The organism is Pseudomonas sp. WS 5146, from assembly GCF_012985495.1.
GTDB classification, from domain to species: Bacteria; Pseudomonadota; Gammaproteobacteria; order Pseudomonadales; family Pseudomonadaceae; genus Aquipseudomonas; species Aquipseudomonas edaphica.
Genome location: NZ_JAAQWL010000002.1, coordinates 673,429 through 697,198 on the forward strand (window position 1 = coordinate 673,429; position 23,770 = coordinate 697,198).

Sequence of the window (23,770 nt, forward strand, 5' to 3'; positions counted from 1 at the left end):
CATCCTGGCAGTCCAGGAGGTTCTATGATTCGTTCGATGTTGTATGCCACGGACCTCGGTCTGTATGCGCCGTATGTCATGCAACATGCGCTGGCGCTGGCCCGGACGTTCAAGGCGGATTTGTATGTGATTCATGTGGTCGAGCCGATCGGGTTGTTCGCCGAATCGGTGTTGCAAAGCTACCTTGATGAGAAGGCCCTGAGTGAATGGCAGAGCCAGGGCCTGAACACGGTGATGGCGACCATCGAGCAACGGGTGCTCGACAGTTTCCGCGAGGAGTTGGGGGAGGGCGAGCAAGACCTGCAGTTGATTCGCTCGGTGCGCGTGATCCAGGGGGACCCGTGCGAGGTGATTCTCGATGAGCTGCGTAAACTTTCCGTTGACCTGTTGATCGTAGGTAGTCATAGCCACACAACCGCGACCGCCACACCGCTTGGGCGCACGGCGGCGCGGGTACTGCAACTGGCCACAGTGCCGGTTTACATGGTGCCGTCGCTGCAGCGTCGACGCACTGATGACACGTGATGGGTAAAAACGATAAAAAGTTCTAGATTTATCTGTCTGACCTTTAATATAGTTATATACCGTCGCTGATACCCGTGGCGTCTATCCGCTTTGAGGGACATATATGAAGCTTCAACAACTGCGCTACATCTGGGAAGTGGCGCACCACGACCTCAACGTTTCCGCTACCGCTCAAAGCCTTTACACCTCGCAACCCGGTATCAGCAAGCAGATCCGCCTGCTCGAAGACGAGCTGGGCGTCGAAGTATTCGCGCGCAGCGGCAAACACCTGACCCGTGTGACCCCGGCCGGTGAGCGCATTATCACCACCGCCGGCGAGATCCTGCGCAAAGTCGAAAGCATCAAGCAGATCGCCCAGGAATTCTCCAACGAGAAGAAAGGCACCCTGTCGATCGCCACCACCCACACCCAGGCGCGTTATGCCTTGCCGCCGGTGATCCGCGATTTCATCAAGCAATACCCCGATGTGGCCCTGCACATGCACCAGGGTTCGCCGATGCAGATCGCCGAGATGGCCGCTGACGGCACCGTCGATTTTGCCATCGCCACCGAAGCCCTTGAGCTGTTCGGCGACCTGGTGATGATGCCGTGCTACCGCTGGAACCGTTGCGTGGTCGTGCCCCAGGGCCACCCGTTGGCCAAGCTGCCGAAGCTGACCCTCGAAGCCCTGGCTGAATACCCGATCGTCACTTATGTGTTCGGCTTTACCGGCCGCTCCAAGCTCGATGAAGCCTTCAGCCATCGCGGCCTCACACCGAAAGTGGTGTTCACCGCCGCTGACGCCGACGTGATCAAGACCTACGTGCGCCTGGGCCTGGGTGTGGGTATCGTCGCTAAAATGGCGGTCGACACCAACCTCGATAAAGACCTGGTCGTGCTCGACGCCAGCGAATTGTTCGAGTCCAGCGTGACCAAGATCGGCTTCCGCCGTGGCACCTTCCTGCGTGGTTTCATGTGCGACTTCATCGAGAAGTTTGCACCGCACCTGACCCGTGAAGTCATGGCCAAGGCGATCCAGTGCCATAACAAGCAGGAACTGGAAGAGCTGTTTGACGGCGTTGAATTGCCCGTCCACTGATATTGATTATTGCAGGTGTGGCGAGGGAGCTTGCTCCCGCTGGGCTGCGTAGCGGCCCCAAAAAGCTTGCGGGCGCTGCGCACCCGAGCGGGAGCAAGCTCCCTCGCCACGGTAAGCCCCCGTGCTTAGAGTGGTTTACTTGGCCTCGGTAACCGTGAAGTGTTGCCGGGCGCCCGCCACCAGAATCTCCACCTCATCACCCTCGAACTTGCCCAGCAGGCTTTTGCCCAGGGGCGAGCGCGGGGTGATGACGGTCACCGGCTGGCCCACCACATCGACTTTCAAGCCTGCCGCATCCGGCGCCAGGAACAGCCACTGCTGGCGGCTGTTCTCGTCCTCCAGGCCTAGTAGCGTGCCGACCTCAATCCCGCGTTGATCATCGTAGGCGCGTAGTTGCAGGTTCTGGCACAACGCCAGCGCTTGCTTGATCTCTTCGACGCGTTTGGCTTGCCCGGCCGCGAGGTAGGAAGCTTCCAGCCCCAAGGTGTCGTACTTGTTCTCCGCGATGTTTTCTTCGTGGGTCGCGGTTTCGTAGGCGGTCTGTGCGGCACGCTGAGCGATGTCGAGGTCGACGCTGAGTTTTTCCAGGATCAACTGGTGAACGGCATGTTTATTCATGGGTGTGCTGGGTCATTCGCAAAATTGCAGGACATTCGCCTTGCTCTTTTCATTGGGCGCGTTCTGGTCTTGTTGCAGCCAGAACTGGCATTTGGGGTTAGACAGGTTGCGCGCATTGTTGCGCGCCTGGTCCAGGGTTTGTTGTTGTTCCTGCTTGCGCAGGTTCTCGGTGTATTGCTCGAACATACGGTTCGGCGGCTCCGGCGCCACAGCGGCCGGTTTGCCCATCTGTTGAACGGCTTGTTGAACCGCTTGAGCCACGGGTGCGAGGCTTTGCGGGAACAGGTAGCGCGAGGCCAGCCAGGCGGTCAGCACAATGGCGATAAACCCCAGCCACAGGCCAAAGGCCACGGCAGCACTGAGCTTGAACAGCGACAACGGACGTTCGGACATGTTGGCCTCCTGGCAGGCATTGACGGCGTGGCGGCGATTGTCGCACAGCCACTGTGCAGAATAATCGCGATCAAGCCTTCTGCATCGGCGCATTTATGCGGACAATCGAGCCTTTGAATGTTGGAGCCCGGAATGAAAGCCCGCTGGGATATTTTTTGCAGCGTCGTCGACAACTACGGCGACATCGGCGTGACCTGGCGCCTGGCCCGGCAGTTGGTGGTTGAGCATGCGTGCGAAGTGCGCTTATGGGTCGACGACCTGCGCGCCTTCGAACGCATGTGCCCCGAAATCGAGGTGCAGCGCGATCAGCAATGGCAGGAAGGCGTTGAAGTGCGTCACTGGGCGGCCGACTGGCCGCAGACGCTACCCGCCGACGTTGTGATCGCCGCCTTCGCTTGCCAGTTGCCGCCCGATTATATGGAGGCCATGGCCGCGCGCGAACGCACGCCGTTGTGGATGAATCTGGATTACCTCAGCGCCGAAGACTGGGTGGTGGGTTGCCACCGTCTGCCGTCGGTGAAGTTCAAGGGCGTGCAAAAGTACTTCTTCTTTCCGGGGTTTCGTCCGGGCACGGGCGGGCTTTTGCGTGAAGGCGGGTTGTTGGAGCAGCGTCAGGCATTTCAGCATGACGGCGCAGCGCGACAACAATTCCTGCAGTCGATAGGCGTCGTTCCGGCAGCCGGTGCGCGGCTGATGTCGTTGTTTGCCTATGAAAATGCCGGGCTCGCCAGCTGGCTGGACGTGTTGGCGACGGATGGGCATGCCACTCATCTGTTGGTGCCGGAAGGCCGCATCCTCGGCGACGTGCAGCGCTGGCTCGGTGTCGAGGCGCTGGCGGTGGGCGATGTGCATCAACGCGAGGCGCTGACCGTGCAGGTGCTGCCGTTCGTGCGCCAGGAACAATATGACCGCCTGCTGTGGTGCTGCGACTTCAACGCCGTGCGCGGCGAAGACTCGTTCGTGCGTGCCCAATGGGCGGGGCGGCCGTTGCTGTGGCACATCTACCGCCAGGACGAAGACATCCACCTGGACAAGCTCGACGCCTTTCTGGCGCTGTACACCGCCGCGTTGTCGCCCGCCGCCAAGGTCGCTGTGGTGACCCTGTGGCAAGCCTGGAACGCTGATGGCGATATGGCACAAGCGTGGAAAATGCTCATGGAACACTGGCCGGAGGTACACCTGCACGCGCAAACCTGGTGTCTGGAACAAGGCTTGCAGGCCGATCTTGCGACGGCGCTGGTACAGTTTTATGAAAGTTGGATATGATACGCCACCTTGAATTTTGTAAATCCCATCCAAATTTCGGATATATGCAATGAAAACTGGTAAAGAACTGAAACCCGGTACAGTGATCCGTCTCGAAAACGACCCTTGGCTGGTTCAGAAAGCTGAGTTCACCAAGTCTGGTCGTAACAGCGCAATCATGAAGACCAAGCTGAAGAACCTGCTGACCGGTTACAAGACCGAGATCGTCTACAGCGCCGATGACAAACTGGACGACGTGATCCTCGACCGCAAAGAAGCGACCCTGTCCTTCATCAGCGGCGACACCTACACGTTCATGGACACCACCGACTACACCATGTACGAGCTGAACGCTGAAGATATCGAAGCCGTTCTGCCGTTCGTGGAAGAAGGCATGGAAGACGTCTGCGAAGCGATCTTCTTCGAAGACCGTCTGGTTTCCGTAGAGCTGCCGACCACCATCGTGCGTAAAGTTGCCTACACCGAAGGTTCCGCTCGCGGCGACACTTCGGGCAAGGTGATGAAGCCTGCCAAACTGGCTAACGGTACCGAGCTGCAGGTTGCTGATTTCATCGAAATCGACGACATGATCGAGATCGACACCCGTGAAGGTGGTTCGTACAAAGGTCGCGCCAAGAAGTAATTCTGGCCAAACCGTACGACAAAAAAAGCCCGACCTGGTGTCGGGCTTTTTTGTGCGCGCTTGTAAATCAGACCGTCACGTGCAGGCGCACATCGACGTTGCCACGGGTGGCGTTGGAGTACGGGCAGACCTGGTGCGCGGCGTCGACCAGGCTTTGCGCCTCGTCTTGTGCCAGGCCCGGCAGGCTGATGTGCAGGTCGATGTCCAGGCCGAAACCGCCGGGGATTTGGCCGATGCCGACGTGGGCGGTGATCGAGGCGTCATCCGGGATTTTGCGTTTTGTCTGGCTGGCGACGAATTTCAGCGCGCCGATAAAGCAGGCCGAATAGCCGGCGGCGAACAGTTGCTCGGGGTTGGTGGCCTGGCCGCCAGCGCCGCCCAGTTCTTTTGGGGTGGAGAGTTTGACGTCGAGGATGTTGTCGCTGGAAACAGCGCGACCATCACGGCCGCCGGTGGCGGTGGCTACTGCGGTATAGAGCGTTTGCATGGTATCGTCCTCTTGTTGTTTAGCGCTAAATGTTTGCGCGCTAAGTAGTTGGTGAGGCGAATATATAGCGCTAATATTTAGCGCGCAAGATAAATATAAAAAATGTTTTGTTGAGTACAAAGATCCCAAAATGTGGGAGCGGGCTTGCCCGCGATGGCGGTGAATCAGTTAGCACATCTGGCGACTGACACAACGCTATCGCGGGCAAGCCCGCTCCCACATTCAGATTTTTAGTGTTTGGAAAATCGCGTCAGACAGCGCCCTGCAAATTACTACGCAACGCAATCAGATCCGCCTGCAGCTTGCGCAACTGCTCAAGCTGCATACCGCTCGCCCCCAGAATGCACTGCGGAATCCCCATCGCCTTTTCCTGCAAGGCACGTCCCGCTTCGGTCAGTTCCACCACCACCACCCGCTCATCTTCACGCTTGCGGGTGCGGCTGAGCAGGCCTTCGGCTTCCAGGCGTTTGAGCAATGGCGTGAGGGAGCCCGGGTCGGTGAGCAAGCGGTGGCTGATTTCGCCGACGGTCAAGCCATCCTCTTCCCACAGCACCATCATGGCCAAGTACTGCGGGTAGGTCAGGCCGAGGGCTTGTAGCAGCGGCTTGTAGACTTTGGTCATCAGCAACGAGGTGGAGTGCAGGGCGAAACACAGCTGGTTGTCCAGCATCAGGTTTTCGCACGGGTTGGGATTTTTACTCATGGTGCTGCCTTAAAAAGCGTGTATGCCCAGGAATCTAGCGGGCAAACCTTTAATGCGCCAGATAATTCTGGCGCACCGGTCAGACCAGGCCGCTTTGCAGCGCCAGATCCCATGGCGGCACAGGGCTGAAACGCGATTTGAGGTATTCCAGCAGCAAACGGCTGCGCGCATTCGGTTGCTGTTCCAGGCGCAACGCGTAGATGCCAGCGGTTTCCGGGCTGGGCAGGCCTTTTTCGCAAAACAGCGGCAGCAACTCGCCGCGCACCAGGTATTCGCTGGCCAGCCACGTGGGCAGGTGGGCGATACCCAGCCCGGCAAGGGCGCCAGACAGTAGGGCTTCGGCGTTGTTGGCGCTCATGCGGATACGCCGCGGCCGGTAGAGGGTGCGGCGCCCATCCAGTTCGAAGCGCCACGCGAACATCGGCGCCAGGCCGTCCCAGTCCAGGCCATCGTGCTCGCTCAGCTCGCGTGGGTGGCTGGGCGTGCCATGGCTTTTGAGGTATGCCGGGCTGGCACAGGCGATGCGCACAATGCTCGCCAGGGGCGTGGCCACCAGGCGAGTGTCAACGATATGCCCGGCGCGCAGCACCAAATCGACTTTGCCCAGGTGCGCGCCCTGCATATCGACAAAGCTGTCGATCAAGTGCAGGTGCACATCGAGCCCAGGGTACACATTCAAAAAGTCGGCAATTACCGGCGCCAAGTGCCGTCGACCAAAGGCGGCCGGGGCGTCCACCCGGATCAAGCCTTCCGGCGCATGGCTCAAGGACACGGCTTCGGCACGGGCCAGCTGCAATTCGCTGACGATCCGCCGCGCCCGCTCGGCGAAGGCCAGGCCCGCCGGCGTGGGCAGCACCGCGTGGGTGCTGCGCTGGAACAGGCGGCTGCCCACCGAGCTTTCCAGGCTGTCGATGCGCCGCGCTACCGCCGAGGGTGTCAGTGGGTGGCGGCGCGCGGCGGCGGAAAAACTGCCGGTCTCCAATACATCCAGAAACAGGCTCAGTTGCTCGGTCAGAGTGTTGGGGTTCATGGGTGTGCGCTTATGCGAGATTGGCACAGCCATTGTGCGTTGCTGTGCGTTTCCACGCTATAGCCGACTGCGTAGCATGCAAGGCCTGGGCTTCTGGAGTGGTGAGCGGTGATGGATTTGGCGATGTATCTGGTATTGGGCGCGGCGCTCGGTACGGTCGGCGGGTTGTTTGGCATTGGTGGCGGGCTGATCGCAATTCCGGTACTGGGCGTGTTGTTCGGCCTGGATCAACAGATTGCCCAAGGCACGGCCTTGGTGATGGTCGTGCCCAACGTGATGCTGGCGTTGTGGCGTTACCATCAACGCAACCGGATTGAATTGCGTCACGCGCTGCCGCTGGGGGTCATGGGCTTCAGCTTTGCCTGGCTGGGTTCGATCTGGGCGGTGGGCCTGGACGCCGGGGCCATGCGCATCGGCTTCATCGCGTTCTTGCTGACGCTGGCGGCGTACAACCTGCTGCGCCTGTTCACCCGCAACGCACCGCCGACTGCGCAAATGCGTTATTCCTGGCCATGGCTCGGCGTGCTGGGTGCTGCGTCCGGTTCCATGGGCGGCTTGTTCGGCGTGGGCGGCGCGGTGGTTGCCACGCCGGTACTGACCAGCCTGTTCGGCACCACCCAAGTGGTTGCGCAAGGCTTGTCGCTGGCCCTGGCATTGCCCAGTACCAGTGTGACGCTGGTCACCTACGCCTGGCACCATGAAGTGGACTGGATGATCGGCGTGCCGCTGGCGGTGGGTGGCCTGCTGAGCATCAGTTGGGGCGTGAAAGTCGCCCATGCGTTGCCGGAGCGTGTGTTGCGCGGGCTGTTCTGCGCTTTCCTGGCGGTGTGTGCGGTGATGTTGACCTTTAAAGTCTGAAGCCTTCGACGATGTATTGCGCCAGGCATTCGGTGATCGGCGAGGTCATTGCCGGGTTGCGTAACAAGTGCAGGTTCATCGAGGGCAGTGGCGGGAAGCCGTCGTCGCTGCTCAGGATTCGCAAGTCGTCGGTCACCAGGCTTTCCATGCACACCATCACGGCCAGGCCCGCGTTAACCACCGCCTGGATCGCTGCCACATTAGAGCTGTGGTAGGCCATGCGATAATCACGCCCGGCCGCATCCAGCGCTGCGCGGGTCCACTGGTAGTAAAGGCAGTCAGTACCGGAACCGGCCAGGGGCAGTGCCTCGTGCTCGTCCACGCAGAAGCACGGCGCGGCCGCCCACACCATGCGCTCGGTGCGCAACAACTCGCCGATTTCCTTACCGGGTTCACGGCTGATGACGGTCAGCGCCAAGTCTCTGCGCTGCATCAACACCGATGACGACTCGCAGTGCATCTCGATCTGGATCAGTGGGTAGGCCTTGGAAAACTGTTTGAGAATGCCCGGCAGAAAGCGCATCACGTAGTCATCCGGCGTGCCGATGCGCACCAATCCCACCATATGCGGTTCGCGCAGGGTGTTGAACACTTCACTGTGCAGTTTCAGGATGCGCCGTGCATAACCCAGTAATACCTCGCCTTCCGGCGTGAGCCTTACTTGGCGGCCATCGCGCTCGAACAACTTGCGTTGCAGCACGTCTTCTTCCAGCCGCTTCATCTGCATGCTCACCGCCGATTGCGTGCGGTTGACCAACTCGCCGGCGCGGGTAAAGCCGCCCTGGTCGGCGATGGCGACGAAGGTGCGCAGTACGTCGGTGTCAATGCTTGGGTAGCTGGACAATTGATCAATCTCAGAGATGTATTGCATAAGAAACATTCGTTGGATTGATCATAAGGCCAGGCACACACTTGCGCCATCCCCACTGGAGGGCGAGAAGATGAAAGGTCAGAAAGGTTTTGTGTTGCTGGGCAAGCGCCCGTTTTCCGTGCTGCTTCGCAGCATTGCCCGCTGGCAGGCGCTGCATGAGGAGCGCCATGCCCTGGCAAGCTTGAGCGATGAAGCGCTTAAGGATATTGGGCTTAACCGCAGCGATGTCGAGCAGGAGCGTCATCTGCATTTCTGGCAAGACCCGCTGCGAAAATAAGCCAGGATGCAGTAGGGTGGTCGGCGAGCTCACACGGAGAGACCCATGCCCGTCGACCTGTCGTTTTCCCTCAAGCAAGCACGCCGCATGGCGCTGGTGGCCCAGGGATTTTCCGGGCGCCAGGCGCCAGCATTGATCAAGGCTGCGCACCTCAACCGTTTGATTGAGCGGTTGGGTGTATTGCAGATCGATTCGGTCAACGCCGTGGTGCGTTCCCATTACCTGCCGCTGTTTTCGCGCCTGGGCCATTACTCCCCGTTGATCCTTGAACACGCTGCCTGGAGCCAGGGCCGGCGCCGCTCGTTGTTTGAGTATTGGGGCCATGAGGCCTCCTTGCTGCCCATGGCGCTGTACCCGTTGATGCGCTGGCGCATGGAGCGGGCAAAGATGGGGCAGGGCATCTATTCGCAGATGGCGCGCTTTGGGCGTGAGCAGCAGGCCACCATTCAGCGCGTGCTGCACACCGTCGAGCAGCAAGGCGCATTGGGCGCGGGCAGCTTGTCGACCCGCGAGGAGCGTGCCGGCCCCTGGTGGGATTGGAGTGAGGAAAAACACGCGCTGGAATGGCTGTTCGCCGCCGGTTTGGTCACCGTCGCGGGGCGGCGCGGTTTTGAGCGGCTCTATGATTTGCCGGAACGGGTCATTCCCGCCGATATTCTTCAAGCGTCTGTGAGCGAAGCCGAAGCTCAGCGCGGTTTGCTGCTGCACAGCGCGACTGCATTGGGCGTCGCCACCGAAAAAGACCTGCGCGACTATTTCCGCCTGGACCCCGCCGACAGCCGTGGCCGCCTGGCCGAGTTGGTCGAGGATGGGCAGTTGCAGGTGTGCCAGGTGCAGGGCTGGAAGCAGGCGGCTTACTGCCTGCCTGAACCCAAAGTGCCACGCAAAGTGCCCGCAAGCGCCTTGCTCTCGCCGTTCGATTCATTGATCTGGGAGCGCAGCCGCACCGAGCGTCTGTTCGATTTTCGTTACCGGCTGGAGATCTACACCCCGCAACACAAACGGGTGTATGGCTACTACGTGCTGCCGTTTTTGCACAATGAGCGGATTGCCGCGCGGGTTGACCTGCGCGCCGAACGCGCCAATGGGCGCCTGGCAGTGCACGCGGTGCACGAGGAAGAACCGGGGCTGGATGAGGAAGGGATGCAGGCGTTGGCCCTGAATCTGCGGCAGATGGCGGGCTGGCTTGGGTTGGAGCAGGTGCAGCTCAACTGCTAGCGGCCGAGTGCGGCGCGGCTTCGGGTGGCGATGCTCAGCTTGGGTGTTGAACTTTAGGACGCCATCGCGGGCAAGCCCGCCTCCCACATAAAAATTGCATTCCCCTGTTGGAATGCATTCCCCTGTGGGAGCGGGCTTGCCCGCGATGGCGTCGGCCCAGGCAACTAAAATCTCAGCGTTTGACTTGCTTTAAGGTTTCGGCAATCAGAAACGCCAATTCCAGCGACTGATCGGCATTCATCCGTGGGTCGCAATGCGTGTGATAACGGTCAGACAAGCCATCTTCGGTAATCGGCCGCGCGCCGCCAATGCATTCGGTGACGTTCTGCCCGGTCATCTCGATATGGATCCCGCCGGCATAGCTGCCCTCGGCCTGGTGGACCTGGAAGAACTCCTTCACCTCGCCAAGAATCTGCGCAAAGTCGCGGGTCTTGTAGCCGCTGCTGGCCTTGATGGTGTTGCCGTGCATCGGGTCCGAACTCCACAGCACCTGCTTGCCCTCGCGCTGTACCGCACGAATCAGGTTGGGCAGGTGGTCGCCGACCTTGCCGGCGCCCATGCGCGCAATCAGGTTGAGGCGGCCTGGGTCGTTGTCCGGGTTGAGGATGTCGATCAGGCGGATCAGGTCCTCAGGCTTCATGCTCGGGCCGACCTTGACCCCGATCGGGTTGTTGACGCCGCGCAGGAACTCGACGTGGGCACCGTCCAGCTGACGGGTGCGGTCGCCGATCCAAAGCATATGGGCCGAGCAGTCGTAGTAGTCGTTGGTCAGGCTGTCGCGGCGCACGAAGGCCTGTTCATAGTTCAGCAGCAGCGCTTCGTGGGCGGTGAAGAAGCTGGTTTCGCGCAATTGCGGCGAGCTGTCCATACCGCAGGCGCGCATGAACGCCAGGGTTTCGTCGATGCGATCGGCCAGTTGGCTGTATTTTTCGGCCAGCGCGGAGTTGGCGATAAAGTCCAGGTTCCACTTGTGCACCTGGTGCAGGTCGGCAAACCCGCCCTGGGCAAACGCGCGCAGCAAATTCAGGGTGGCAGTGGACTGGTGGTAGGACTGCAGCAGGCGGTCCGGGTCTGGCACGCGGCTCTTTTCGTCGAAGCCGATACCGTTGACGATATCGCCCCGGTAGGCGGGCAGGGTGACGCCGTCGATGGTTTCATCGTTGGCCGAACGCGGCTTGGCAAACTGGCCGGCCATGCGTCCAACCTTGACCACCGGGCAACCGGCGGCGAAGGTCATCACGATCGCCATCTGCAGCAGCACCTTGAAGGTGTCGCGGATTTTTGCAGCAGAAAACTCGGCAAAGCTTTCGGCGCAGTCACCACCTTGCAACAGGAAGGCGCGGCCCTGGGTCACTTCGGCAAACTGACGGCGTAATTCGCGTGCTTCCCCGGCAAATACCAGTGGCGGGTAGCTGGCCAGGCTTTGCTCCACTTGCAGCAAGTGCGCAGCGTCCGGGTACTGGGGTTGTTGCTGGATCGGCAGGGCGCGCCAGCTGTCGGGGCTCCAGGGTTGGCTCATCATGAACTCGATAGGTTGATTGACGGTCGGGCGCCAATGTTAGCAGCAATTAGTGCGTGACCTGTTGCCGCCGCTTGGCCGACAATCGCGCCTTTGCCGTGCGGTAAACCCTTTAGGAGTAGTGATGAGCGAGGAGCGTGTCGAGCGCCTGCTGGCTGAAGTCCATGATGATTTCGGCATGATTCGTGTGCTCGAAGTGGCCGATTACCGTTTTCTCGAGTTTGGCGATGCCATCGAGCAAAGCTGCGTGTTTACCGCCGACCCGAGCTGGCTGGAGTACGACTACACCCGCGCGATGTTGATTGGCGCGTTGTGCCATGAGCAACCGGAAAGCGCGCTGTTCCTCGGCCTGGGCGCCGGTACGCTGACCCAGGCGTGCCTCAAGTTTCTGCCGCTGGAAGACGTCGAGGCCATCGAGCTGCGCCCGGATGTGCCGCGCCTGGCCATCGAGTACCTGGGGCTGGATGACGACCCGCGCTTGTACATCCGTATTGGTGACGCGTTGCAATTGCTTGATACCGCCGAGTCGGCCGACTTGATTTTCGTCGACTTGTATACGGATGTTGGCCCAGGCGTCGGGCACCTGGCCTGGACCTTTCTGGAAAACTGCCAGAAAAAACTCAACCCGGGTGGCTGGCTGGTGATCAACCAGTGGGCGACCGATGACGGTAAACCATTGGGCGCGGCGTTGTTGCGCGGGTTGTATCACCGGCATTACTGGGAACTACCGGTGAAGGAGGGCAATGTGATTTTGCTGGTGCCTTCGGAGCTGGATCAGGAACTGGATATGGCAGCGTTGTCGGACCGCGCCGAGGCGTTGGCGCCGCGGTTGGGGTATTCGTTGCAGGCGTTGATCAAGGCGATTCGGCCGGCGACCTAGTTGCCTGTACTGACGCCATCGCGGGCAAGCCCGGCTCCCACAGTTGAATAGCATTTTCCGGTTGAAATGCATTCCACCTGTGGGAGCGGGCTTGCCCGCGATGAGGCCCGCACAGCCTACTCAAATCCCCTTGAACACCCCCGGCCGCTTCTCAACCATCGCCCGCACACCTTCTTTGGCATCTTCACTGTTCAACAGTTTCTCCACCACCACCTGCAACCCGGCCGCCGCCACGGCTTCACCTTCCATGCGTGCCTGGCGCGCCGACATCAACGTCGCCTGCACGCCCAGCGGTGCCTGGCGGGCAATGCGGCTGGCCAGTTCGATGGCGCGCGGCAGCAGGTCTTCACTGGCCATCACTTCCTGCACCAGCCCCAGACGCAGCGCCTCATGGGCGTCGAACTCATCGCCGGTCAGCAGCCAGCGCATCGCGTTGCCCCAGCCGGCGATCTGATGGAAGCGCAGGGTCGCGCCGCCAAACGGGAAAATCCCGCGCTGCACTTCCATCTGCGCAAAGCGCGTATTGCTGGCACAGAGGTTGATATCCGCCGCCAGCATCAATTCGATGCCGATGGTCAGGCAGTAACCCTGGGCCGCGACGATCACCGGTTTATTGACGCGGGGGCCGGCAAACACGCCCCACGGATCGCAGCCGCCCAACGGTGGTTGCCAGCCTCCCGACATCACGCCACTGACATTGGCCAGGTCCAGCCCGGCGGTAAAATGCTCGCCGTGGGCAAATACCACGGCCACCCGAGCGTCGTCGTTTCGATCAAATTCGCCATAGGCCAGGCTCAACTCATTGAGCAGGTCCAGGTCAAAGGCGTTGCGCTTGGCCACTCGATCCAGCCCCAACAGCAGGACATGACCCTGTAATTCACGGCTGACGCGACTGCTGCTGGCTTGATTCATCGGGGGTGGCCTCGGGGGCTTGGGTAGGGTTTTAGACCAGTGGGCCTTAATGGGCAGGTGAACCGTTTAAGTGTTGTGACCAACAGGGCCGGGCCTTTGAAAAATAGACCTTGGCGCGGGTATACGCAAAGAAGGTGACGCAGCGCGGTATATCGGCACTTTCGGATAAAAAAAGCTCCCTTTTTCAGCTATTTCCGGTATAGTGCGCGCCGGCCTTTAACCGGGCCGCGTTTAGGTAGCGCAATTCCCCGAAGTCAGCTTCGGCTGCACGTCCGCACAGCGGACTCTCCCTTGACGAATCTTTTTCATTCATTCGTTTTCGCAAATCCCCGCCGACAAAGCAGCCAGGGCGACTCTTGAGTCTCAACACGGCATGCGCAGCTTTGGAGCATGGGTCTTTGCGGATGCACTTAGAGGCAGACCCATGACCCAGGAAACCGGCGGCTTCGCCGCTTTTAATCTTAACCCGAACATTCTCGCTGCCGTCATCGCGACCGGCTACGAAGAACCTTCGGCTATTCAGCAGCAATCGATCCCGATCATCATGGCCGGCCAGGACATGATTGGCCAGGCGCAAACCGGTACCGGTAAAACCGCCGCGTTCGCCCTGCCTATCCTGCACTGCATCGATCCTGCCAAGCGCGAGCCGCAAGCCCTGATCCTGGCGCCAACCCGTGAGTTGGCGCTGCAAGTAGCAACCGCTTTTGAAACCTACGCCAAGCAAATGCCAGGCGTAACCGTTGTGGCCGTTTACGGCGGCGCGCCTATGGGCCCACAACTTAAAGCAATCCGTAACGGCGCACAGATCGTTGTCGCCACGCCGGGCCGTCTGTGCGACCACCTGCGTCGTGACGAGAAAGTGCTGTCGACCGTGAACCACCTGGTTCTGGACGAAGCTGACGAAATGTTGAAGCTGGGCTTCATGGATGACCTGGAAGTCATCTTTAAAGCACTGCCACCGACCCGTCAGACCGTACTGTTCTCGGCCACCCTGCCACAGTCGATCCGTGCCATTGCCGAACGCCACCTGCGCGATCCGCAACACGTGAAGATCCAGACCAAGACTCAGACCGTTACCGCGATCGAACAGGCTCACCTGTTGGTTCACGCTGACCAGAAGACCTCGGCTGTATTGAGCCTGCTGGAAGTCGAAGACTTCGACGCCCTGATCATGTTCGTGCGCACCAAGCAAGCGACCCTGGACCTGGCCAGTGCCCTGGAAGCCAAAGGCTATAAAGCCGCTGCGCTGAACGGTGACATTGCCCAGAACCAACGTGAGCGCGTGATCGACTCCCTCAAGGATGGCCGTCTGGACATCGTTGTGGCGACCGACGTTGCCGCCCGTGGCCTCGACGTTCCACGTATCACTCACGTGTTCAACGTTGACATGCCTTACGATCCAGAGTCCTACGTTCACCGTATCGGCCGTACCGGCCGTGCGGGTCGCGAAGGTCGTGCACTGCTGCTGGTGACTCCGCGTGAGCGCCGCATGCTGCAAGTGATCGAGCGTGTAACCGGTCAGAAAGTTGCCGAAGTCCGCCTGCCGGATGCCCAGGCCGTTCTCGATGCTCGCATCAAGAAACTGACCAACAGCTTGTCGCCGCTGGTGGCTGACGCTGAATCGACCCACGGCGACCTGCTGGACCGCCTGACTGCCGATATCGGTTGCACCCCACGTGCCCTGGCTGCAGCTCTGCTGCGCAAAGCCACCAACGGTCAGGCCCTGACCCTGGCAGCGATCGAGAAAGAACGCCCACTGGTACCGAACAACGCGCCACGCGGTGATCGTCCAGAGCGTACCGGTGACCGTCCAGACCGTGGTGATCGTGAGCGTCGCGCTCCGGTTCCATTGGCTGAAGGTCGTGCTCGCTGCCGTACCGCGCTGGGCGCGCGTGATGGCATCGCTGCCAAGAACCTGCTGGGCGCTATCCTCAATGAGGGTGGCCTGGCACGTGAAGCCATCGGTCGCATCCAGGTTCGTGACAGCTTCTCCCTGGTGGAGCTGCCGGAAGACGGCCTGGAAAAACTGCTGGCCAAGCTCAAAGACACTCGCGTTGCCGGTAAGCAGCTGAAGCTGCGTCGCTACCGCGAAGATTGATCCGCCCTTGGGCTGATTGATCGCAGATAAAAAATCCCCGACTGGTTCGGGGATTTTTTTTGCCTGGCATTTCTTTCGGATCAGCACCCGATCAAATGTGGGAGCTGGCTTGCCTGCGATAGCGGTGTATCAGTGGCAAATAGGCTAACTGAACCACCGCTATCGCAGGCAAGCCAGCTCCCACCTTTAGATCTCTGTTAGCCGAAACGATAGATGTCCATCCCCAGCGCGCCCAAGGTGAACCCCTGATGCGCCACACTGAAATCCCCTCCGGCGCCCCGTGCAAAGTACAACGGCAACAAATGCTCATCGCTGGGATGGCTGCGCACGGCATGCGGCGCCTGGCGGCGGTAGTCGTGCAGGGCCGCTTCATCGTTGGCGGCAAGTTTATCCACCACCCAATCGCGAAAATCCCGCGCCCACGGCTCGATGCTCTCAGGGCCGGCGCGCCAGTTCAGCTCACCCAGGTTATGGGTGATGCTGCCGGAGCCGATCAGCAGCACACCCTGTTCGCGCAGGCTCGCCAGGGCATGCCCGACTCGGGTTTGCAACGCCGGGCCCATGCGGCTAGGCAAGGAAACCTGCACCACCGCAATATCCGCCGCCGGGTACATCAGTGACAGCGGCACCCAGCTGCCGTGGTCGAAGGGGCGGCGTTCATCGAGTTGCGCGTCGAGGCCATCGGCTTGCAGCAGCCCGACGATTTGCGCGGCCAACTGCGGGTTGCCCGGCGCCGGGTACTGCACGGCAAACAGTTCGGGAGGGAACCCACCGAAGTCGTGCCAGGTTTGCGGGGCGGCGCTGCCAGTGACGAGTAATTGGTCGCTTTCCCAGTGCGCCGATACCACCACAATCGCCTTTGGCCGTGGCAGTTCAGCCGCCAAACGGCGCAGCGCCGGGCCACTGGCACCGGGTTGCAGGGCGAGCATGGGCGAACCGTGGGAGATAAACAGGCTGGGGAGCATAAGTCGGGTCCTGAGGGTTAACATAGGCCCATCTTCAATCAGATCATTGATCTAAATCTAATATAAGTTTTAGCGCCTTTTGATCGAATTTTCAGGGTGATTTATGGAGCCTAAGTTTTGGCAAGAGCGCTGGGCGCGCAATCAGATTGGCTTTCACCTGCCTGACGTCAACCCTTACCTGCAACGGCATTGGCCGAAACTGGTACTGCCGGTTGGCGCAAAAGTGCTGGTGCCGTTGTGTGGCAAGAGCCTGGATATGATCTGGCTCGAAAGCCATGGGTATCGCGTAATGGGCGTGGAATTGTCGGAGCAGGCGGTTGAAGCCTTCTTCAATGAGCAATCGTTGACGCCGCATATCCGCCAGCAAGGCGCGTTCAAGGTGTATGCGTCCGGCTTGATCGAGGTGTGGTGCGGCGACTTCTTCGCTGTCGACGCCGAGGCGGTGAGCGATTGCACTGCACTCTATGATCGCGCGGCGTTGATCGCTCTGCCGCCACTGATGCGGGCGCAATACGCTGAGCACCTCAATACGCTTCTGCGTCCGGGTTGCAAGGGGCTGCTGATCACCCTGGACTATGATCAGACGCAGAAGGCTGGACCGCCGTTTGCGGTGACTGACGAAGAAGTCAGGGTATTGCTGGGCTTGCGTTGGAGCCTGACTGTACTTGAAGAGCAAGACATCCTGGGCGAGAGCTGGAAGTTTGTGCAGGACGGCGTTACGCGGCTGGAGGAGCGTGTGTATCAACTGACTCTGCGTTGACTATTGCATCGCCATCGCGGGCAAGCCCAGCTCCCACAGTGAATGCGTTCCAATGTGGGAGCCGGGCTTGCCCGCGATGGCGTTATCAGCACCTACAAAAAGGGGCGATCAAATCGCCCCTTTCTGTGTCGCATCAGCCCCGACGACGCAGCGCGTCGATACGCTCCTCCAGTGGCGGGTGGCTCATGAAGAAGCGGGCAAAGCCTTGCTTGATGCCACCGTTGATGCCAAACGCGGTCAGGCTGTCGGGCATGTGTACCGGCAGGCCCTGTTCGGAGCGCAGGTGTTGCAGCGCTGCGATCATTGCACCGGTGCCGGCCAGGCGGGCGCCGGCTTCGTCTGCGCGGAACTCGCGTTTGCGTGAGAACCACATGGTGATCGCACTGGCCAGGAAGCCCAGCACCACTTCAGCAAAGATGGTCGCCACGAAGTAAGCGATACCACGGCCTTCTTCGTTCTTGAAGATCACCTTGTCGACAAAGTTGCCGATGATCCGTGCGAAGAACATCACGAAGGTGTTCACCACGCCTTGTACCAGCGCCAGGGTGACCATGTCGCCATTGGCTACGTGGCCGATCTCGTGGGCCAGCACGGCCTTCACTTCGTCGTAGGAGAAGCGTTCGAGCATGCCCTGGCTCACCGCAACGAGCGCGTCGTTCTTGTTCCAGCCGGTGGCGAAGGCGTTGGCTTCATAGGCGGGGAAGATCCCGACCTCAGGCATCTTGATGCCGGCCTCGCGGGACAGTTGCTCAACGGTTTGCAGCAACCATTGTTCATGCCGGGTGCGTGGCTGGGTGATGACCTGGGTGCTGGTGCTCATCTTCGCCATCCATTTGGAGATGAACAGCGAAAACAGCGAGCCGGCAAAACCAAAGACCGCACAGAAAACCAGCAGCTGATTGAGGTTCAGATCAACCCCGTTGGCCGCCATGAACCCGTTGAAGCCGAAAAGGCTCAGGGTGATGCTGGCAATCAGCACGACCGCCAGGTTAGTGGCCAAGAACAGCAGGATGCGCATCATGGTTGTAGAGTTCTCCTCATGCTTAATATGTCGCGTACTGCGGGGTATATAAGGTGCGGCCTAAGGTGATTCAACCGAGCGACTATTTCAAACTGTGTCCTACAGCATCAATGTAGAGCCTTGAAGGGAATTTCTGACCTGGAAAGTGACGGGTGATCACCCCGCTCATGGCTTGGCGCCCTGTAATTACAAGGGGTTGACCGGTGCGTGGTGTGCAGCGGCGAGCGAGGAGGGAAGGCAGGCTAGAGAAGTGTTGCCAGATACTCGCTGTACGACCGAATGGCGGTCGTACCGCGACTTTTAGGTTACTGGCGATAGGACTTGAGGAAGTTGCCGATGCGACCAATGGCCATGTCCAGGTCATCCACACGCGGCAAGGTCACCACGCGGAAGTGATCCGGCCACGGCCAGTTGAACGCCGTTCCCTGCACCACCAGCAGCTTTTCCGACAGCAGCAGGTCGAGCACGAATTTCTCGTCGTTGAGGATCGGGCAGACTTTCGGGTCGATGCGTGGGAAGGCATACAACGCGCCCATGGGTTTCACGCAGCTGACGCCCGGGATCGCGTTGAGCAGTTCCCAGGTGCGGTTGCGTTGCTCCAATAGACGGCCCTGGGGCAAGACCAGGTCGTTGATGCTCTGGTAGCCGCCGAGAGCGGTTTGGATCGCATGTTGGCTCGGCACGTTGGCGCACAGGCGCATATTGGCGAGCATGTCGATGCCTTCGATGTAGCTCTGGGCATTGTGCTTGGGGCCCGAGATGGCGATCCAGCCGGAGCGGAAACCCGCCACCCGGTAGGACTTGGACAGGCCATTGAAGGTCAGGCACAGCAGGTCCGGTGCCAGGGAGCCGGTGCAGATGTGCACGGCGTCGTCGTAGAGAATCTTGTCGTAGATCTCGTCGGAGAACACCACCAGGTTGTGCTGGCGCGCCAGTTCGAGCATGCCCAGCAACACTTCTTTGGAATACACGGCGCCGGTGGGGTTGTTCGGGTTGATGATCACCAGGGCCTTGGTGTTCGGGGTGATCTTGGCCTTGATGTCGGCCAGGTCCGGGAACCAGTCCGCGCCTTCATCGCACAGGTAGTGCACCGGGTGGCCGCCGGCGAGGGTCACGGCAGCGGTCCACAGCGGGTAGTCGGGCGCCGGCACCAGCACTTCATCGCCATTGTTGAGCAAGGCCTGCATGGACATCACGATCAGCTCGGACACGCCATTACCCAGGTAGATGTCTTCGATGCCGACACCTTCGACCTGCTTTTGTTGGTAGTACTGCATCACGGCTTTACGCGCGCTGAACAGGCCCTTGGAGTCGCTGTAGCCCTGGGCTGTCGGCAGGTTGCGGATCACGTCCTGGAGGATTTCGTCCGGCGCTTCGAAACCAAAAGGCGCCGGGTTGCCAATGTTCAGCTTGAGGATGCGATGGCCTTCCTCTTCCAGGCGTTTGGCGTGCTTGAGCACTGGGCCGCGAATGTCGTAGCAGACGTTGGCGAGCTTGTTCGATTTGCTGACCTGCATGGCGATGTGATCCTGAAAATGAACGATCCAGACGGCGTGGACACTACCGTACTGCGAAACCTGCGGGGCTCGCACCCATAAATACGTTTGAATGCCGGTAGCGCGGGTGCCAGACTGGCGTTTTGAAGAGGCGCAATCATACGTGCCGCCTGATCCATGGAAAAGACACAGATCAGGGTTTTTCAGTTGCCGAGGTGTATCGATGGATAAGTTGCAGAAAACCGTTGAAGAATGGAAGGCGATGCTCGATCCGGAGCAGTACAACGTGTGCCGTCTCAAAGGCACCGAGCGACCTTTCAGCGGCAAATACAATGCCACCAAGACTGATGGCGTGTACCACTGCATTTGCTGCAATGAGCCGCTGTTCGATTCCACCACCAAGTTTGATTCCGGCTGCGGCTGGCCGAGTTTCTACGCGCCGATTGCCGACAGCGCGATGATCGAGATCCGTGACATCAGCCACGGCATGATCCGCACCGAAGTCACCTGTGCCAAGTGCGACGCGCACCTGGGGCATGTGTTCCCGGACGGTCCGCCGCCCACCGGCCTGCGTTACTGCATCAACTCGGTGTGCCTGGACCTCGTTCCACGCTGACTGATCGTTCCCACGCTCCGCGTGGGAACGCCTCCTGTGACGCTCCGCGTCACGACTTTAGAAGCGAACGCAGAGCGTTCTGGGCTGCATTCCCACGCGGAGCGTGGGAACGATCTATGTGCAGGCATCACTGCGGTCAATTAAATTGCACGCAATTGAATTGCCTACTACCTTTATAGCTCTTTATCCGTATCCGAGGCGCTGCCATGAGCGACAACCTGCTGAGCATCCCGTGCACCACCATCAAGGGTGAGCAAAAGACCTTGGCCGATTTTGCCGGCAAGGCCATTTTGGTGGTCAACACTGCCAGCAAATGTGGTTTCACCCCACAATACAAAGGCCTGGAGCAGGTTTGGCAGCAGTACAAGGACCAGGGTCTGGTGGTGCTGGGCTTTCCCTGCAATCAGTTCGGCAAACAGGAGCCAGGCAACGAAGGGGCGATTTCCGAGTTCTGCGAGCTGAACTTCGGCGTCAGCTTCCCGCTGTTCAAGAAGATCGACGTGAATGGCAGCGACGCCCACCCACTGTTCGTGCAACTTAAAAAACAAGCGCCGGGGATGCTGGGCTCCAAAGGTATCAAGTGGAACTTCACCAAATTTCTGATCGGCCGTGATGGCAAGGTGGTCAAGCGTTTTGCCCCGACCACCAAGCCCGAAGCCCTGACCCAAGAGATTGAAGCCCTGCTCAAATGACCGACTTGCCCCGCGTGTCCCTGGCGCTGGACGACCAGCTGTGTTTCAAGCTCTATGCCGCGTCCCGAGCGGTGACGCGGGCTTACAAGCCCATGCTCGATCAGTTGGGCCTGACCTACCCGCAATACCTGGCGATGCTGGTGTTGTGGGAATGGCACTGCGCGACCCCAACGCAACCCACGGTCAAGGCCCTGGGCGAGCGCCTGATGCTGGACTCTGGCACGCTGACGCCGCTGCTTAAGCGCCTGGAACAGCTGGCGCTGGTGCAGCGCCGGCGCAGCGCGCTGGATGAGCGCGAGGTGCATCTGAGCCTGAGCCCCGCGGGCGTACAGTTGCGCGACCAGGCCCATGCCCTGAAAACCCGGCTGCTGTGCGACAGCGGTGTGGACCTGAACCAGGCCGACGTGTTGCGCAATGGTCTGGACGAGCTGCTGGCGCAGATCAAAAACTTGTCGAGTTCGGCACCCACAGGTCCAGCAGGGCTTTGAGCTCTTCGCGACGAAACGGTTTGGCCAGGTAGTCATCCATTCCCGCCGCCCGGCAGCGCTCGCGTTCTTCCGCCAGGGCGTTGGCGGTCAGGGCGACGATAGGCAGCTCCGGCCAGCGCCCGCTGCGGCGAATCTGCCGGCTGGCCTCGTAGCCGTCCATCACCGGCATATTGCAGTCCATCAACACCATGTCGAAGCGCTGCTCCTCCAGCAACTTGAGCGCCTCGCCGCCATGGGCAGCCACAATCACTTCGCAGCCGAGCTTGCTGAGCATGCCCTTGGCTACCAATTGATTGACCGGGTTGTCCTCCACCAGCAGGATGCGCGCGCGATGTGCCAGGGGCACGGTTTCCATCTGGACAGGGTCGAGGATCAGTTGCGCCTCGCTGCGCAGGTTGCGCTGCAGAATCTGATACAGCGCGTTGCGGCTCAACGGGCGTGCCTGTTGCTGCAGCGGCATCAGAGCCGTGACTTCTTCGCTGGGCATGAAGTTGCCATAGGCCGTCACCAGCAGGATCGGCGCGCTGATGCCAGGGCGCAGGCGGAACAGGCACTCCGGGCAATCGGTGATCAGCAGGTCGGGGGCCAGCCCGGTCAGGTCGTCATCCTGGGAGTAACAGCGCAGCGCCAGCCCCCAAGCCGGCAGCAAGGTGCCGAGCAATTCCGCCAGGCCACTCCCGGTGTTGGTGATGGCGATGACTTCGCCCAACAGCGGCGCTTGTCGTGCGGCCGGCAAGTGTGTGGGCAGCGGCAGGTCGGCACAGAACTGGCTGCCAAAACCGACTTCCGAGCTGATGCTCAAGCGGCCCTTCATCGCTTCACACAGGTTATGCGTCAACGCCAGCCCCAGCCCGGTGCCGCCGAACTGGCGTGTGATACCCGCACCGGCCTGGGTAAACGGCTGGAATATTTTCACCTGCGCTTCCTGGGCAATGCCGATGCCGGTGTCACAGACTTCGATTTTTACCCGGCCACCCTCGGCACTGAGGCGCACATCCACACGCCCGAAGCGGGTGAACTTCAAGGCATTGGAAAGCAGGTTGCTGACGATTTGCCGCACCCGTGTCGGGTCGCCAATGACTTGCGCAGGAAACAGCGGGTCGATCAGGCAGGTCAACTCGACACTCGGCGCCGCGTTCTGCGACAGCAGGTTGGCGGTGTCTTCCACCAATGAGCCGAGGTCGAACGGGATGCGTTCGAGCTCCAACTGGCCGGCGTCGAATTTCGACAGGTCGAGGATATCGTTGAGCAGTTCCACCAGCACCTTGCCCGAATCGTGGGCGATGGACAGTTGCTGGCGTTGTTCGGCGTTCAGCGGGCTGTCGAGCGACAGCGCGATCATGCCCAGCAAGCCATTGAGCGGCGTGCGGATCTCATGGCTCATATTGGCCAGGAACGCGGCGCGCGCCTGGGCCATGGCCAGGGCGGTCAATTTGGCGGCTTCGAGTTCATCGTTGGATTGGCTCAAGCGCTGGTTGCTGGCCTTAAGCTCCAGAGTGCGTGCCGAGACGATATCTTCCAGTTGGCCCAGGTACTCGGTGAGGCGGTCCTCGGCATGGCGCCGTTGCTGGATTTCGGTCTGCATGTTTTCGAATTGCTGGTTGGCGACGTTCACCAGCACGCCGATTTCATCGTTTTCGTGACCTGGCGGGCAATCCAGGCGGGCCTGCTTGCTGGTGCTCAAGGCACGGATGATGCGCACCAGTGGCTGAGTCAGCATCACGTAGAACAGGCCCAGCAGAATGCCTGTCAGCAGCAGGCTGCGGGCGAACCCGTTGAGCAAGGTTATCTCGGCGCGGTGCAGGAAACGGCTGCCAAAGGCGTAGGTGTCGACGTCCAGGCGCAGCACGCCGAGGGAATCCTCGGGCATGTGGCTCAGGAACAGTCGATCTTCAAACAAGCGGTTGGCGCCAAACAGGAAGTCACTGATGGGCCGGTAGGCGCTCTCTTTGCGCGGCCGGTTCACGTCGGCCAGTACCACGCCATTGTTATCGACCAGTTGCGCGTGGGTGATGGCCGGCGAGTGCAACAGGCCCAGGGTCAGTTCCTGGGCAAGTTCGGCATCAATGTTGTAGGCGATACGTGAGGCAGGGTTATGGCTGATTTCGATCAGTGAGCGTATTTCACGGTTGATCGAGGCGTCTTCGCTGGCATAATCAATGCCGATTTGGATCAGGCTGAGCAAGGTTCCCAAGACGAAACCGACCAGCACAGTCAATCGAGCTTGTTTATAAGACAAGCGGTGGGCGAACTTGATATCCATCGGGTGTTGAACCACTTCACGTTTCCCTTCGCCCGGCAAGCATAGCTGAACATCCACAGGCTTTGGCTTGGCCGGCATGAATCGTTTTATACGCAGCCTCGTGGGGTCTGCCAC

The 23,770-nt window shown here is 60.3% G+C and carries 25 protein-coding genes; 13 read left to right on the top strand and 12 right to left on the bottom strand.

Translation table 11 applies throughout. The annotated features are described in order from the left end of the window. The first annotated feature begins 24 nt into the window (after positions 1-24). The gene (locus tag HBO41_RS07695; protein ID WP_099549072.1) at positions 25-525 is read left to right on the top strand and encodes a universal stress protein; all 501 of its coding nucleotides are present in this window, start codon (positions 25-27) and stop codon (positions 523-525) included. Positions 526-628: 103 nt separating this feature from the next. After that, positions 629-1,603, top strand: a complete 975-nt coding sequence (gene cysB / locus HBO41_RS07700) for an HTH-type transcriptional regulator CysB (protein WP_003189876.1) — start codon at positions 629-631, stop codon at positions 1,601-1,603. Positions 1,604-1,738: 135 nt separating this feature from the next. Here cysB and HBO41_RS07705 read toward each other — a convergent pair whose 3' ends face one another. Next, positions 1,739-2,221, bottom strand: a complete 483-nt coding sequence (locus HBO41_RS07705) for a GreA/GreB family elongation factor (protein WP_069788694.1) — start codon at positions 2,219-2,221, stop codon at positions 1,739-1,741. Between the two features lie 12 nt (positions 2,222-2,233). Beyond that, complete coding sequence (locus HBO41_RS07710) at positions 2,234-2,614, bottom strand: hypothetical protein (protein ID WP_069788695.1); 381 nt, start codon at positions 2,612-2,614, stop codon at positions 2,234-2,236. Positions 2,615-2,746: 132 nt separating this feature from the next. Here HBO41_RS07710 and earP point away from each other — a divergent pair, with 132 nt between their 5' ends. Together earP and HBO41_RS07720 are read left to right on the top strand one after the other, a co-directional pair. After that, on the top strand, positions 2,747-3,880 hold the full coding sequence (earP, locus tag HBO41_RS07715) for an elongation factor P maturation arginine rhamnosyltransferase EarP (protein ID WP_169985691.1): 1,134 nt from the start codon (positions 2,747-2,749) through the stop codon (positions 3,878-3,880). A gap of 49 nt (positions 3,881-3,929) precedes the next feature. Beyond that, a complete protein-coding gene (locus tag HBO41_RS07720) occupies positions 3,930-4,502 on the top strand; it encodes an elongation factor P (RefSeq protein WP_017136152.1) in 573 nt (190 codons plus the stop codon). A gap of 67 nt (positions 4,503-4,569) precedes the next feature. On the opposite strand, the gene HBO41_RS07725 is transcribed toward HBO41_RS07720, so the two are convergent. The 3 genes from HBO41_RS07725 to HBO41_RS07735 all read right to left on the bottom strand — a co-directional run bounded on the left by HBO41_RS07725 (position 4,570) and on the right by HBO41_RS07735 (position 6,722). Next, complete coding sequence (locus tag HBO41_RS07725) at positions 4,570-4,989, bottom strand: organic hydroperoxide resistance protein (protein ID WP_056857183.1); 420 nt, start codon at positions 4,987-4,989, stop codon at positions 4,570-4,572. 250 nt (positions 4,990-5,239) lie between these two features. Then, the gene (locus tag HBO41_RS07730; protein WP_017136154.1) at positions 5,240-5,692 is read right to left on the bottom strand and encodes a MarR family winged helix-turn-helix transcriptional regulator; all 453 of its coding nucleotides are present in this window, start codon (positions 5,690-5,692) and stop codon (positions 5,240-5,242) included. 79 nt (positions 5,693-5,771) lie between these two features. Continuing rightward, on the bottom strand, positions 5,772-6,722 hold the full coding sequence (locus HBO41_RS07735) for a LysR family transcriptional regulator (protein WP_017136155.1): 951 nt from the start codon (positions 6,720-6,722) through the stop codon (positions 5,772-5,774). Between the two features lie 108 nt (positions 6,723-6,830). Here HBO41_RS07735 and HBO41_RS07740 point away from each other — a divergent pair, with 108 nt between their 5' ends. Further along, positions 6,831-7,580: a sulfite exporter TauE/SafE family protein gene (locus HBO41_RS07740; RefSeq protein ID WP_065929730.1), complete on the top strand. Its 750-nt coding sequence runs from the start codon at positions 6,831-6,833 to the stop codon at positions 7,578-7,580. Here the strand turns inward: HBO41_RS07740 and HBO41_RS07745 are convergent. Continuing rightward, entirely contained in the window at positions 7,570-8,451 is an 882-nt protein-coding gene (locus HBO41_RS07745) for a LysR family transcriptional regulator (protein WP_169985693.1), read from the bottom strand. The genes HBO41_RS07740 and HBO41_RS07745 overlap by 11 nt on opposite strands. Before the next feature lie 70 nt (positions 8,452-8,521). Here HBO41_RS07745 and HBO41_RS07750 point away from each other — a divergent pair, with 70 nt between their 5' ends. Next, positions 8,522-8,728, top strand: a complete 207-nt coding sequence (locus HBO41_RS07750; RefSeq protein WP_026013616.1) for a DUF1127 domain-containing protein — start codon at positions 8,522-8,524, stop codon at positions 8,726-8,728. 45 nt (positions 8,729-8,773) lie between these two features. After that, complete coding sequence (locus HBO41_RS07755) at positions 8,774-9,946, top strand: winged helix-turn-helix domain-containing protein (RefSeq protein WP_169985696.1); 1,173 nt, start codon at positions 8,774-8,776, stop codon at positions 9,944-9,946. 172 nt (positions 9,947-10,118) lie between these two features. Here the strand turns inward: HBO41_RS07755 and HBO41_RS07760 are convergent, their stop codons facing one another. Continuing rightward, positions 10,119-11,465: a class II 3-deoxy-7-phosphoheptulonate synthase gene (locus HBO41_RS07760; protein ID WP_017136160.1), complete on the bottom strand. Its 1,347-nt coding sequence runs from the start codon at positions 11,463-11,465 to the stop codon at positions 10,119-10,121. Positions 11,466-11,589: 124 nt separating this feature from the next. On the opposite strand from HBO41_RS07760, the gene HBO41_RS07765 reads away from it, so the two are divergent. Next, positions 11,590-12,345, top strand: a complete 756-nt coding sequence (locus tag HBO41_RS07765) for a spermidine synthase (protein ID WP_017136161.1) — start codon at positions 11,590-11,592, stop codon at positions 12,343-12,345. Between the two features lie 120 nt (positions 12,346-12,465). Here the strand turns inward: HBO41_RS07765 and HBO41_RS07770 are convergent, their stop codons facing one another. Beyond that, positions 12,466-13,257 (bottom strand): crotonase/enoyl-CoA hydratase family protein, encoded by a 792-nt coding sequence (locus tag HBO41_RS07770; protein WP_017136162.1) that lies wholly within the window; start codon positions 13,255-13,257, stop codon positions 12,466-12,468. 424 nt (positions 13,258-13,681) lie between these two features. On the opposite strand from HBO41_RS07770, the gene HBO41_RS07775 reads away from it, so the two are divergent. Then, positions 13,682-15,355 carry a DEAD/DEAH box helicase gene (locus tag HBO41_RS07775; RefSeq protein ID WP_017136163.1) on the top strand — a complete coding sequence of 558 codons (1,674 nt, stop codon included), beginning with the start codon at positions 13,682-13,684 and terminating at the stop codon, positions 15,353-15,355. 197 nt (positions 15,356-15,552) lie between these two features. Here HBO41_RS07775 and HBO41_RS07780 read toward each other — a convergent pair whose 3' ends face one another. Continuing rightward, a complete protein-coding gene (locus tag HBO41_RS07780) occupies positions 15,553-16,320 on the bottom strand; it encodes a class III extradiol ring-cleavage dioxygenase (RefSeq protein ID WP_169985698.1) in 768 nt (255 codons plus the stop codon). 103 nt (positions 16,321-16,423) lie between these two features. Here HBO41_RS07780 and HBO41_RS07785 point away from each other — a divergent pair, with 103 nt between their 5' ends. Then, complete coding sequence (locus HBO41_RS07785) at positions 16,424-17,080, top strand: thiopurine S-methyltransferase (RefSeq protein WP_138451883.1); 657 nt, start codon at positions 16,424-16,426, stop codon at positions 17,078-17,080. 133 nt (positions 17,081-17,213) lie between these two features. Here the strand turns inward: HBO41_RS07785 and htpX are convergent, their stop codons facing one another. Together htpX and HBO41_RS07795 are read right to left on the bottom strand one after the other, a co-directional pair. Further along, positions 17,214-18,101, bottom strand: a complete 888-nt coding sequence (htpX, locus tag HBO41_RS07790) for a protease HtpX (protein WP_017136167.1) — start codon at positions 18,099-18,101, stop codon at positions 17,214-17,216. Positions 18,102-18,406: 305 nt separating this feature from the next. Beyond that, positions 18,407-19,618 (bottom strand): pyridoxal phosphate-dependent aminotransferase, encoded by a 1,212-nt coding sequence (locus HBO41_RS07795; RefSeq protein ID WP_017136168.1) that lies wholly within the window; start codon positions 19,616-19,618, stop codon positions 18,407-18,409. A 202-nt stretch (positions 19,619-19,820) separates the two neighbouring features. Here HBO41_RS07795 and msrB point away from each other — a divergent pair, with 202 nt between their 5' ends. The 3 genes from msrB to HBO41_RS07810 all read left to right on the top strand — a co-directional run bounded on the left by msrB (position 19,821) and on the right by HBO41_RS07810 (position 21,393). Beyond that, complete coding sequence (msrB, locus tag HBO41_RS07800) at positions 19,821-20,213, top strand: peptide-methionine (R)-S-oxide reductase MsrB (RefSeq protein WP_017136169.1); 393 nt, start codon at positions 19,821-19,823, stop codon at positions 20,211-20,213. Between the two features lie 206 nt (positions 20,214-20,419). Continuing rightward, positions 20,420-20,905: a glutathione peroxidase gene (locus tag HBO41_RS07805; RefSeq protein ID WP_017136170.1), complete on the top strand. Its 486-nt coding sequence runs from the start codon at positions 20,420-20,422 to the stop codon at positions 20,903-20,905. Beyond that, positions 20,902-21,393: a MarR family winged helix-turn-helix transcriptional regulator gene (locus HBO41_RS07810; protein WP_017136171.1), complete on the top strand. Its 492-nt coding sequence runs from the start codon at positions 20,902-20,904 to the stop codon at positions 21,391-21,393. Before HBO41_RS07805 ends, HBO41_RS07810 begins: the two co-directional genes overlap by 4 nt. Here HBO41_RS07810 and HBO41_RS07815 read toward each other — a convergent pair. Then, the gene (locus HBO41_RS07815; protein ID WP_169985700.1) at positions 21,347-23,656 is read right to left on the bottom strand and encodes a response regulator; all 2,310 of its coding nucleotides are present in this window, start codon (positions 23,654-23,656) and stop codon (positions 21,347-21,349) included. The genes HBO41_RS07810 and HBO41_RS07815 overlap by 47 nt on opposite strands. Between the last annotated feature and the right edge of the window lie 114 nt (positions 23,657-23,770).

Coding starts and splice junctions, on each gene's coding strand:
- HBO41_RS07795 (WP_017136168.1), bottom strand. CDS start 19,618: ATGCAGGTCAGCAAATCGAACAAGCTCGCCAACGTCTGCTACGACATT.
- HBO41_RS07780 (WP_169985698.1), bottom strand. CDS start 16,320: ATGCTCCCCAGCCTGTTTATCTCCCACGGTTCGCCCATGCTCGCCCTG.
- HBO41_RS07705 (WP_069788694.1), bottom strand. CDS start 2,221: ATGAATAAACATGCCGTTCACCAGTTGATCCTGGAAAAACTCAGCGTC.
- HBO41_RS07760 (WP_017136160.1), bottom strand. CDS start 11,465: ATGAGCCAACCCTGGAGCCCCGACAGCTGGCGCGCCCTGCCGATCCAG.
- HBO41_RS07815 (WP_169985700.1), bottom strand. CDS start 23,656: ATGGATATCAAGTTCGCCCACCGCTTGTCTTATAAACAAGCTCGATTG.
- HBO41_RS07720 (WP_017136152.1), top strand. CDS start 3,930: ATGAAAACTGGTAAAGAACTGAAACCCGGTACAGTGATCCGTCTCGAA.
- msrB (WP_017136169.1), top strand. CDS start 19,821: ATGGATAAGTTGCAGAAAACCGTTGAAGAATGGAAGGCGATGCTCGAT.
- HBO41_RS07770 (WP_017136162.1), bottom strand. CDS start 13,257: ATGAATCAAGCCAGCAGCAGTCGCGTCAGCCGTGAATTACAGGGTCAT.
- HBO41_RS07735 (WP_017136155.1), bottom strand. CDS start 6,722: ATGAACCCCAACACTCTGACCGAGCAACTGAGCCTGTTTCTGGATGTA.
- HBO41_RS07730 (WP_017136154.1), bottom strand. CDS start 5,692: ATGAGTAAAAATCCCAACCCGTGCGAAAACCTGATGCTGGACAACCAG.
- HBO41_RS07785 (WP_138451883.1), top strand. CDS start 16,424: ATGGAGCCTAAGTTTTGGCAAGAGCGCTGGGCGCGCAATCAGATTGGC.
- HBO41_RS07775 (WP_017136163.1), top strand. CDS start 13,682: ATGACCCAGGAAACCGGCGGCTTCGCCGCTTTTAATCTTAACCCGAAC.
- HBO41_RS07710 (WP_069788695.1), bottom strand. CDS start 2,614: ATGTCCGAACGTCCGTTGTCGCTGTTCAAGCTCAGTGCTGCCGTGGCC.
- HBO41_RS07745 (WP_169985693.1), bottom strand. CDS start 8,451: ATGCAATACATCTCTGAGATTGATCAATTGTCCAGCTACCCAAGCATT.
- earP (WP_169985691.1), top strand. CDS start 2,747: ATGAAAGCCCGCTGGGATATTTTTTGCAGCGTCGTCGACAACTACGGC.
- HBO41_RS07725 (WP_056857183.1), bottom strand. CDS start 4,989: ATGCAAACGCTCTATACCGCAGTAGCCACCGCCACCGGCGGCCGTGAT.
- HBO41_RS07805 (WP_017136170.1), top strand. CDS start 20,420: ATGAGCGACAACCTGCTGAGCATCCCGTGCACCACCATCAAGGGTGAG.
- HBO41_RS07695 (WP_099549072.1), top strand. CDS start 25: ATGATTCGTTCGATGTTGTATGCCACGGACCTCGGTCTGTATGCGCCG.
- HBO41_RS07765 (WP_017136161.1), top strand. CDS start 11,590: ATGAGCGAGGAGCGTGTCGAGCGCCTGCTGGCTGAAGTCCATGATGAT.
- HBO41_RS07810 (WP_017136171.1), top strand. CDS start 20,902: ATGACCGACTTGCCCCGCGTGTCCCTGGCGCTGGACGACCAGCTGTGT.
- cysB (WP_003189876.1), top strand. CDS start 629: ATGAAGCTTCAACAACTGCGCTACATCTGGGAAGTGGCGCACCACGAC.
- htpX (WP_017136167.1), bottom strand. CDS start 18,101: ATGATGCGCATCCTGCTGTTCTTGGCCACTAACCTGGCGGTCGTGCTG.
- HBO41_RS07755 (WP_169985696.1), top strand. CDS start 8,774: ATGCCCGTCGACCTGTCGTTTTCCCTCAAGCAAGCACGCCGCATGGCG.
- HBO41_RS07750 (WP_026013616.1), top strand. CDS start 8,522: ATGAAAGGTCAGAAAGGTTTTGTGTTGCTGGGCAAGCGCCCGTTTTCC.